The sequence below is a fragment of the Chromobacterium sphagni genome (assembly GCF_001855555.1).
Lineage (GTDB): Bacteria > Pseudomonadota > Gammaproteobacteria > Burkholderiales > Chromobacteriaceae > Chromobacterium > Chromobacterium sphagni.
In genome coordinates this window covers 1-9,729 of sequence record NZ_MKCT01000102.1, presented here as the reverse complement: position 1 = coordinate 9,729, position 9,729 = coordinate 1, and the positions used below count along the sequence as shown (strand labels likewise).

At 58.3% G+C, this 9,729-nt stretch carries 10 protein-coding genes; 9 read left to right on the top strand and 1 reads right to left on the bottom strand.

Features of this window, described 5'->3' with window-relative positions; genetic code table 11:
• The coding region (locus BI344_RS22510; RefSeq protein WP_139167129.1) for a two component system sensor kinase at positions 1-2,447 on the bottom strand (2,447 nt) is incomplete at its 3' end.
• A gap of 207 nt (positions 2,448-2,654) precedes the next feature.
• Between BI344_RS22510 and sycN the strand changes: the two genes are divergently transcribed.
• The 9 genes from sycN to BI344_RS22465 form a co-directional block, all read left to right on the top strand.
• The gene (sycN, locus tag BI344_RS22505; protein WP_071115010.1) at positions 2,655-3,020 is read left to right on the top strand and encodes a type III secretion chaperone SycN; all 366 of its coding nucleotides are present in this window, start codon (positions 2,655-2,657) and stop codon (positions 3,018-3,020) included.
• A complete protein-coding gene (locus BI344_RS22500; protein WP_071115009.1) occupies positions 3,020-5,071 on the top strand; it encodes an EscV/YscV/HrcV family type III secretion system export apparatus protein in 2,052 nt (683 codons plus the stop codon). Before sycN ends, BI344_RS22500 begins: the two co-directional genes overlap by 1 nt.
• A gap of 1 nt (position 5,072) precedes the next feature.
• Positions 5,073-6,407 carry an EscN/YscN/HrcN family type III secretion system ATPase gene (locus BI344_RS22495; protein WP_071115008.1) on the top strand — a complete coding sequence of 445 codons (1,335 nt, stop codon included), beginning with the start codon at positions 5,073-5,075 and terminating at the stop codon, positions 6,405-6,407.
• A 2-nt stretch (positions 6,408-6,409) separates the two neighbouring features.
• Positions 6,410-6,769 carry a hypothetical protein gene (locus tag BI344_RS22490; RefSeq protein WP_083370347.1) on the top strand — a complete coding sequence of 120 codons (360 nt, stop codon included), beginning with the start codon at positions 6,410-6,412 and terminating at the stop codon, positions 6,767-6,769.
• 2 nt (positions 6,770-6,771) lie between these two features.
• Positions 6,772-7,254 carry a hypothetical protein gene (locus BI344_RS22485; RefSeq protein WP_071115006.1) on the top strand — a complete coding sequence of 161 codons (483 nt, stop codon included), beginning with the start codon at positions 6,772-6,774 and terminating at the stop codon, positions 7,252-7,254.
• A gap of 13 nt (positions 7,255-7,267) precedes the next feature.
• Positions 7,268-8,197, top strand: a complete 930-nt coding sequence (gene sctQ, locus BI344_RS22480) for a type III secretion system cytoplasmic ring protein SctQ (protein ID WP_071115005.1) — start codon at positions 7,268-7,270, stop codon at positions 8,195-8,197.
• A gap of 82 nt (positions 8,198-8,279) precedes the next feature.
• On the top strand, positions 8,280-8,930 hold the full coding sequence (gene sctR, locus BI344_RS22475) for a type III secretion system export apparatus subunit SctR (protein ID WP_071115012.1): 651 nt from the start codon (positions 8,280-8,282) through the stop codon (positions 8,928-8,930).
• 15 nt (positions 8,931-8,945) lie between these two features.
• Complete coding sequence (gene sctS, locus BI344_RS22470; protein WP_011136155.1) at positions 8,946-9,215, top strand: type III secretion system export apparatus subunit SctS; 270 nt, start codon at positions 8,946-8,948, stop codon at positions 9,213-9,215.
• Between the two features lies 1 nt (position 9,216).
• Positions 9,217-9,729 (top strand): EscT/YscT/HrcT family type III secretion system export apparatus protein (locus BI344_RS22465; protein ID WP_071115004.1); only part of this gene is annotated, 513 nt, incomplete at its 3' end.

Here is a 9,729-nt window from a genome sequence, read left to right as displayed (position 1 = left end):
AACTGCAAGGAGACCGCCAGCTCAATCGCCCCCATCAGTTGCTCCAAGCTCAATGGCTTGGGCAAATAGCCATTCATTCCGGCTGCTTTGACCCTCTCACCTTCTCCGGACATCGCATTGGCTGTCACCGCAACAATGGGAGTCTCAGAGTCAAGTATGTTGCTTTTCAAGTCGCGCCAGCGCCGAGCAGTCTCATATCCATCCATGCCGGGCATGCGCACGTCCATCAGCACCAGATCGTAGACAACCTGCCTTCCCTGTTCCAACGCCTCCTGGCCGGAAGCAACCGTTTCCACCTGATGTCCCAGCTCCAGCAACATCCGGCCGACGATATCGCGATTGACGCCAACATCGTCCACCAACAATACCTTTAGCGACCACGGACACAAGGAGAGCGGCGCGGTGGCATCCTCAACCAGCTCCTCATTATGGATAATGGCCTGCAAACTCCGCCATAAACGCCCCGGCAAATACACCAGAGAGGGCGACTCCAGGCGCGAATCCTCTCCTTCCCGCGGATCCATTCCCCACATGCGTAATTGCGGATGCAAAGCTTTTGGCGCAATGACAGAGCCGGAGAGTTTTTCAAGCGTAGTAAGCGGATCATTCAATGGCAGCATCAAAGTAAAACAAGACCCCGCCCCTAATTCGCTCTGCAGCAAAATTTCCCCACCCATCAGATTGGATAGCCGGGAGGCGATCGTCAGACCCAACCCATTGCCCCCATTATGCATATGAACCTGAATAAATGGTCGAAAAATATCCAGCTGCTTATCTTCCGCAATGCCTGGCCCCGTATCCTCAATAGCGATCGCCAGCATGCCCCCCTTGCGTGAAACCAGCACGTCGATGTGCCCGCGCTCAGTAAACTTGACCGCATTGCCTAGCAGATTGATTAGAATTTGCTGCACCCGCATGCGATCCATAGTCATTTCAGCCGGCACCTCATTCATTACCAAAACACTCAGAGCCAAATCCTTTTCTTGAGCTCGCAAATGAATCGTCAGCATGACTTGGTCCAGCGCCTGCAATACCGGCACTGGCTCATACGACAGTTCCAGCTGACCCGCTTCGATATGGGAAAAATCCAGCAAATCGTTAATGATGACTAGCAAATAATCCGCAGAAAAACGGGCAGTATCAATCAACTCTCTTTGCTGTACTGTGAGTGTAGTGCGCTGCAATAAGCTCAAGGCCCCTACGACCCCATTCAGCGGCGTACGTATCTCATGACTGATGCTCGCGATATGCTCACTCTTACGCCGACTCATCAACTCTGCCACTTTTCTAGCCTCATCCAACTCTTGAGTGCGCTTATGTACCCGGTCCTCCAATGTCCGATAATGGGACCTGATCGTGGCCAATAGTTTATTGTAGGCCTTGGCTATGCGACCCAGTTCATCCTGGCGCTTATCCGGCAAATGGTATTCCAAGTCTAACAACTTAAAACGATCTATGACCGCAATGATTCGCTGCAAAGGATTCCCAACTTGTAACTTGAGCACTAGGAACATGATGATCAGCAACATGGAAAGCATTAAAGCGGTTGATGGCAAGGTTCCAATGAGCAAATCCAAAGACTTGCTTGCCACTGCATGCTGCGGATATCTGGCGACCATGCTCCAGGGCGGCCCCTTAAATGGCTTGCATACATAATAGAAATCATCAATCAAGACAGAGGTATCCTCATTGCAAGAAGGGAAGTGGGTGAAGGGAAACTCCTCGAAAGGAATCGCTTTATCCGTCGTTGCTATAGGTAGCCATTCTCCATCACGGGTCAACATCGCAAAAGAAAGATCGTTTCTTAGCTCATGATTGGGCATGGGCATCCGCCAGACTTCAACATTCTTGCCTATCATTACTCCGGTCACAGGCTGAACTTCAACCACGGACACATATAATTTCTTGGTGACATCCCAAAAGGGCCTGCCCCAATGAAAACCATGCGTACCGGGTGTACTGGCAAGCTGGCTGAGCATACGCCCCCGGCTTTGCAAATACGTGTCGGACAAGGAATTGGGACTGAAGAAAACAAACCCTTGCTTTGGCAACATGATGAAGGGCGCTTCACTGCTGTTCTCATTGGCGTCGCCGAATATCTCTACCATCTGCATTGCTTTTTTCAGTTGCTGCGAGTCAAGCTTCGCGCCAGGAAATGGCACGAATACCGCGCGCTGAATGACGACATCCAGATCCGCCCCACCTCTCATTGAGGCCCATAAATTAGACAGCGTATGAATGCGCCGCTCGGCCTGTTCATAATGGCTGCCCTCTTCAATCACCGAAGCACTGAGTTCCAATGAAAGTTCATTGCGAATAATGCTTTGCGTGCGGATATAACGCGAATAAAAAACAATGCACTCCGAAGAAAGCCAGAAAACGATGATGGCGCAGCCAAGCGCAATGGCCAAACGCCAAGTCAGAGAGATTTCCCATAATTTATTCATGAATATAATGGCCTCGGAACGGATATCTAGTATGCCAATACGGCACAATCAAGCCTAAACACTCGACGCATCCCACTTTCAGGTATTCACCCGATAGCCCCACTCCGAGCATTTTTAGATCATAGCCCGAGCCTGGCACCTTTGCCGCTTAGCACCCGATGCCTGACTTTCAGCCGGGCCTGCCCACCACCACCTCAGAGAAGCCTGATGGAATTACAAACCGCGCGGCGGCTGGAGCAGTTTCTTCAGCTATCCGAGCTGCCCGCTCCCCGTGTCGAACCACGGATGGAGTTCTCTATGCCGCCATTGCACTTATACATCGAATATCTGGACGGCCGGGTCCTGCTGTCGCTGGCCCGCAGCGTCGAACACGTTCATCAGGATGAGGCCTTGAAGAGGCTGCTGGCAGCTTGCCAGCCTGCCAGAACACAGGGCACGCCTTTGCGGGCCTATATTCTGCGCGAACAGCTGGTATTGAGCTGCGCGCCCACCACCGGCAGTGACACCAACCATTGGCTCGCCTGCATGCAGACCATGAGGCGTCTGCTCGAAGCCACCGCGGGAGAGGCTTGATGAGCCGGATCAAATCCTTCCTGCTGATGGCGGTCGGGCGGCAGGACATCGTGCTGGCGGTCATGCTGCTGGTAGCCGTGTTCATGATGATCATCCCGCTGCCTACCGGCTTGGTCGACTTCATGATCGCGCTCAATCTGATGATCTCCGTCATCCTGCTGATGATGTCGCTGTACATCCGGGAGCCGCTGGAATTTTCAGCCTTCCCCTCGGTATTGCTGATCACCACCCTGTACCGCTTAGCGCTGACCATCAGCACCACCCGGCTGATCCTGCTTCAGGCCGATGCCGGCGAAATCGTCTACACCTTCGGCAGCTTCGCGGTGGGCGGTAATCTCGGGGTCGGTCTGATCGTATTTGTGATCATCACCGTGGTGCAATTCATCGTCATCACAAAGGGTTCGGAACGGGTGGCGGAAGTCAGCGCCCGCTTTTCGCTGGACGCCATGCCCGGCAAGCAGATGAGCATAGACGGCGACATGCGCGCCGGGGTCATCGACGCCAACGAGGCGCGCCGCCTGCGCGGACTGGTGCAAAAGGAAAGCCAGCTCTACGGCGCGATGGATGGCGCGATGAAATTCGTCAAGGGAGACGCCATCGCCGGCATCATCATCATCCTGGTGAACATTCTGGGCGGTACCGCCATCGGCGTGCTGATGCACGGCATGAGCGCAAGCTCAGCCCTCTCCACCTATGCCATTCTGTCGATCGGCGACGGTTTGATCGGCCAGATACCGGCGCTGCTGATCTCCATCACAGCCGGCACCATTGTGACCCGGGTGCCGGGCGAGCAACGGCTGAACCTGGCCAGCGACTTGACAGATCAGATCGGCAAACAGCCGCAAGCTCTGTTTCTGGCCGCTGCGGTTCTGCTGGTTTTCGCGCTGATTCCCGGCTTTCCAGCCGTCTACTTCATCATTCTCGCCGCGATGATCGGCTCCGCCGCATGGTGGGTGAAAAAACGCAAACGCAACGCCAGCAGCAACTCGACAGGCTCGCCTTCCTCGGAATCGGGAGCCGAAGCCGGCAGCGAGGCCGCCAACATGTCGCCCGGCGCGACGCCGCTGATGATGCGCCTGTCGCCCGACCTTATTCGTTCCAATCGCCTGCCGGCGCTGCTGGATGCCTTCCGGCACAGCAAGTTCGAGCAATTAGGCATTCCGCTCCCGGAAATCCAGCTGCAAAAGGACGCTTCGCTGGCCGCCGGCACATTGCAGATCCTGTTGTATCAGGAGCCTGTGTTGACGGTTTCGCTACCCGAGCGGCTATTGCTGGCCGACGTCGCCTCGCCCAAACTGCCGCAATCCGAGCAGACCGACAAGCTGCCCTTCGGCAATCTGAGCCTGCAGTGGCAGAGCCCGGCGCAAAAAGAAGTGTTGTCCGCCATCGGCGTCCAACTGCATCAGGATGAAGACAGAATCATCCATTGCCTGTCCATCATCATCGACCGCTACGCCGCCGAGTTCGTCGGCGTGCAGGAAACCCGCTTCCTGATGGACGCGATGGAGTCGAAATACGCGGAACTGATCAAGGAAGTGCAGCGCCAGCTGCCCATCGGTCGCATCGCCGACGTGCTGCAGCGCCTGGTGGCGGAAGGCGTGTCCATCCGCGACCTGCGCAGCGTATTCGAAGCCTTGATCGAATGGGCGCCGCGGGAAAAAGACCCGGTCATGCTGCTGGAGTACGTCCGCATGGGCCTGCGCCGGCACATCGTCACGCGCTACCGCGCCGGACAGTCCTGGATCAGTGGCTGGATGATAGGTGACACCATAGAAGGCATGGTGCGCGAAGCGATACGGCAGACTTCGGCGGGCTCTTACTCGGCGCTGGATCCTGAGCATAACCAGGCCATCATGCACTGCATTCGCGAGGCCGTCGGCGACGCAGAGAACCGCAATCAGGTGCTGATCACGGCGATCGACGTGCGGCGATTCGTGCGCAAGGTGGTAGAGAGAGAATTCTTCAACTTGCACGTGTTGTCGTTTCAGGAAATCGGTGAAGAAGCGGAATTGCGCGTGGTCGGCAATATCGACCTGATTGGGGAGTACTAGGATGCGGCTTCCTGATATCCGCCTCATCGAGGAGGCGTTGCGGGAACGGCTGGCCCTGGCCCCGGCGCCGCCTGGGCAAAGTTCCGGCATGGAACTGTTCGGCCGGGTCACGGAAATCGGACCCACGCTGTTGAAAGCCTCGCTGCCCGGCGCCAGCCTGGCAGAATTATGCCGGCTGGAGCCTTCCGGTATTGAAGCGGAAGTAGTCGCCGTCACCGGAGACCACGTGCTGCTGTCCCCGTTCAAAGAACCGCTGGGCGTCACCATCGGCAGCCGGGTCAGGCCCTCCGGCAGCCCACACCAGCTGCGCCTGGGCGACTTCCTGCTGGGACGGGTGGTTGACGGACTCGGCCGGCCGCTGGATGGCGACGAGCTTCCCGCCGACAGCGAACTTCGCAGCCTGGATGGACCCGCGCCGAATCCGCTGACCCGACAATTGATAGACACGCCGCTCCCCTTAGGCGTCAGGGCCATCGATGGCTTGCTGACTTGCGGCATGGGCCAGCGCATCGGCATCTTCGCCGCGGCGGGCGGCGGCAAAAGCACGCTGCTGGGCATGATCTGCGACGGCAGCCTTGCAGACGTCATCGTACTGGCGCTGATTGGCGAACGCGGACGCGAAGTGCGCGAATTCCTCGAACACACCTTGTCGGACGAGGCGCGCGCCCGCTGCGTAGTAGTGGTGTCGACATCGGACCGTCCCGCGTTGGAAAGGCTGAAGGCCGCCTATACCGCCACCGCCATCGCCGAGCATTTCCGCGACCAGGGCCAGAATGTGCTGCTGATGATGGACTCCCTGACCCGCTTCGCCCGCGCCTCGCGCGAGATCGGCCTGGCCGCGGGAGAACCCGCAGCGGCTGGCGGCTATCCGCCCAGCTTCTTCGCCCGCCTGCCTCGCTTGCTGGAGAGGGCCGGACCGGCCGAAGTCGGCAGCATCACCGGCATTTATACCGTCCTAGTCGAAGGCGACAACCTCAACGAACCGGTCGCGGATGAGGTCCGCTCCATTCTGGATGGCCACATCGTGCTGTCACGCAAGCTGGCCGAAGCCAACCACTACCCGGCCATCGATATCGGCGCCAGCGTCAGCCGGATCATGGGCCAGATCGTCAGCGCCGAACATCGTCAGCAGGCCGGCAAATTGCGCCGCCTGATGGCGGCGTACAAGGAAATCGAACTACTGGTCCGTGTTGGCGAATATCAACCGGGCCAGGACGCGGAAGCCGACGAGGCATTGGAACGCAAGGACGCGATCCGGCAATTCCTCTGTCAATCCGTCACCGAAAAGAACGACTTTGAAGAAACACTGGAACAGCTATGGCAGACAGTCGACTGACCTTGGCCACCCTGCTGTCTCTCAAACAAAGGCGCGAACGCGGCATCCGGGCAGTCATCGCCAAACTGGAGCAACGGGAAACCGATCTGAACGGCCATAAGCAGCAGCTGCTGCAAGAGCGCCAGCAGCTCTGGCGCCAATGGCGTAATTGCGGTGCCGCCGAGCAAGTGCTCGACCAGCAGGAATGGCAGTCGTTCAAATCCCAGTTGGCTGACTACTACCAACTGGATCAATGCCTACTCGAGCAAGTGAAGGTGACAGACAAGCAATGCGCCGACCTGCAAATTGCCAAGGCGGAACAGCGGCAGTTGTTGCGCCAGGCTCTGCTGGATCAGGAAAAACTCAAGCTTTTGATGGAGTAAACATGGATATCTTCCCCTCGCATCTGCGCCGCTACGCCAGCCAGATGGACGACGACGCGCGTCACGGCCCGTCCGATCAGCACGACGAGCGACATTTCGCCGCCCTGATGGCTGCCGCGGAAGCGCAGCCCGATCCCCAACGCCAACGCCCCGGCGCAGGCGCCTGGACGGATTTCGCGGCGTCATTGGCCGGACCGCGCCTGTCCGCCGGACGATCCGCCTCCGCGCAGGAACAGCCGGCGTCACAGTCAGCGGCCAACAAATTGGACCATCTGCGATTGCGGCTGACCAATGGCCCATTGGCGGGTCTGGAGCTGGAGGCCGAATGTCATGGCATCGAGTTGTTAATCAAGCTGCGCTCGCTCGATCTGCAAGCATGCCGCCACGCCTTCGGCAGCGCTGCCGAGCTGGAACATATGCTGAGTCAGCAGTTCGACCGTCCTGTGCAGATAGAGGTGATAGATGCCAATTCCCCGGCTAAGTAAGGAAACCGGCCTGTTGTTGAGCAAGGTCGGCCATGGCCGACGGGTAGACTCCGCCGACGGCAGCTTCATCCTGTCCTTCAACCGCCGCGAAGCCGGACCGGGATTAAGCCTGTCCGCCCGGCTGGAAAACCAGCCGGTCAGGCTATGGCTGGATGAGGCCCAATGGCTGCAATGGGTAGAACCCATGCTGGCCCTCCCCTCCTGGGACATGGCCCCGCCGGATTTGCGCGAATTGCTCGCCGTCTGGACCCTTGCCGACGCAGGCAGCGGCCTGGATGACCTGGGCCTGCATTGGCCGCAGGCCACGCGACTGGAACCGGAACCCATCAATGCGGGGATGGGCTGGCGGCTGAGAGTCCGGCGAGACGAGCGGCAGCTTGATCTATTGGTATGGGACGCTCCACTGCCTTGGCTGGATGCCCTTGTCGAGCAGAGTTATCCGCTGGAAGCGGATGAAACGGAAACAGCCATTACAGCAGGCGTTTCCCTGATCGCGGGCTGGTGCATGGTGGAGATGGCCTCCATTCGCAAGCTGGCCGTCGGCGATGCGATGCTGCTGTGCTACAGCTTCGACGTTGCAGCCGGGAAATTCGGACTATTTAATCGACAGCCGATCGCCAACCTGATGCAGGACAGCGAAACCGGTACTTTCACCGTGGAGACTTTGATGAACGATTTTGAAGACTGGATGGATATCACCCCGACCCTCAGCCCAGGCGAAGAACAAGCACTGGGCGACACGGTGATCACCGTCACGGTTGAGGTGGCCAAGATGGAACTCCCCTTGCATCAGTTGGGAAACCTTCAACCCGGAACCTTGCTCTCGAGCACCGTCAGCAGCGACGGTCTGGTCACCTTGAAGGCCGGCGGCCGTCCTATCGCCCGCGGCACCTTGCTGGACATCGACTCTCGCTTGGCGGTACGGGTTGAACAGCTGTATTGAAACGGTTCAGGTATCCACCCGATGGGAGGCTGGCGATCACAATTGAATAATGAGGATATTCAATGTCACGCCGGCTTTCCCCATGTCCTTACTAGATCAACCGCTGCAATTAATCGTCTTGCTGTTCGCGCTGTCCATTCTGCCGCTACTGGTTGTGCTGGGCACCTCGTTTCTCAAGCTGGCCGTTGTGTTCGCGCTGCTGCGCAACGCTCTGGGCATCCAGCAGATTCCGCCCAATATCGCCCTGTACGGGCTGGCGTTGATCCTAACCTTGTTCATCATGGCACCGATAGGCTTGGAGATTCAGGACAATCTGGCCGCCCGTCCGATCAAGATCGAGTCCCCCGCCTTCATCCAGCAGGTAGAGTCCGGCGTCTTCACGCCGTACCGCGCGTTCCTGGAACGCAACACCACGCCGGAGCAGGTGCATTTCTTCGCCGACATCGGCCATCAAATCTGGCCGGAGAAATACCAAAAGCGGATTCCGGACAATTCGTTGCTGGTGCTGATGCCGGCCTTCACCGTGAGCCAGCTGATCGAGGCGTTCAAAATCGGCCTGTTGCTGTTTCTGCCCTTTGTCGCGATAGACCTGGTGGTATCCAACGTGCTGCTGGCCATGGGCATGATGATGGTATCGCCGATGACCATTTCCATGCCGCTGAAACTACTGGTGTTCGTTTTGATGAACGGCTGGGAAAAGCTGTTGGGCCAGCTGGTTCTTTCCTTTTCCTGAGATGAGGAGACCTATATGAGCGAAGCCATGATAGCCCAGCTCGCCACGCAGATGATGTGGCTGGTGCTGCTATTGTCTCTGCCAGTCGTCGTCGTCGCCTCCTTCGTCGGCGTGCTGGTCAGCCTGGTGCAGGCGCTGACCCAGGTGCAGGACCAAACCGTCCAGTTCCTGGTCAAACTGCTGGCCGTTTCCGTCACGCTGGCCATGACCTATCACTGGATGGGCGATGTACTGCTTAATTACGCGGGACTGGCATTCGATCAGATCACGCAAATGCGGGACTGACATGGCCTACTGGACGCAATGGCTGCCGGTACTCGGCCTGTGCATGCTGCGCCCGCTGGGCGTCTTTCTGCTCATGCCTCTGTTCAGCACCGCCAATCTGGGCGGTGCGCTGATCCGCAACGCGCTGGTGCTGATGATCGCCCTGCCGCTGCTGCCGGTTTACCCGCAATGGCAGCTGCCCGCGTCCGGTGCCTGGGGCTATGTCCTGCTCGCGGCAGGCGAACTGAGCGTCGGACTGATGATAGGTTTCTGCGCCGCCATCCCCTTCTGGGTGCTGGACATGGCCGGCTTCCTGATAGACACCATGCGCGGCTCGTCGATGGCCAGCGTGCTGAATCCCTTGCTGGGCCAGCAGTCCTCGCTGTTCGGCTTGCTGTTCACCCAGATATTCGGCGTGCTGTTTCTGATCAGCGGCGGCTTCAATGAATTGCTCGAAGCGATCTATCAGTCCTATGTGACCCTACCGCCCGGCGCCGCCCTCCGCTACTCGCCCGAGACCCTGTCCTTCTTCTAC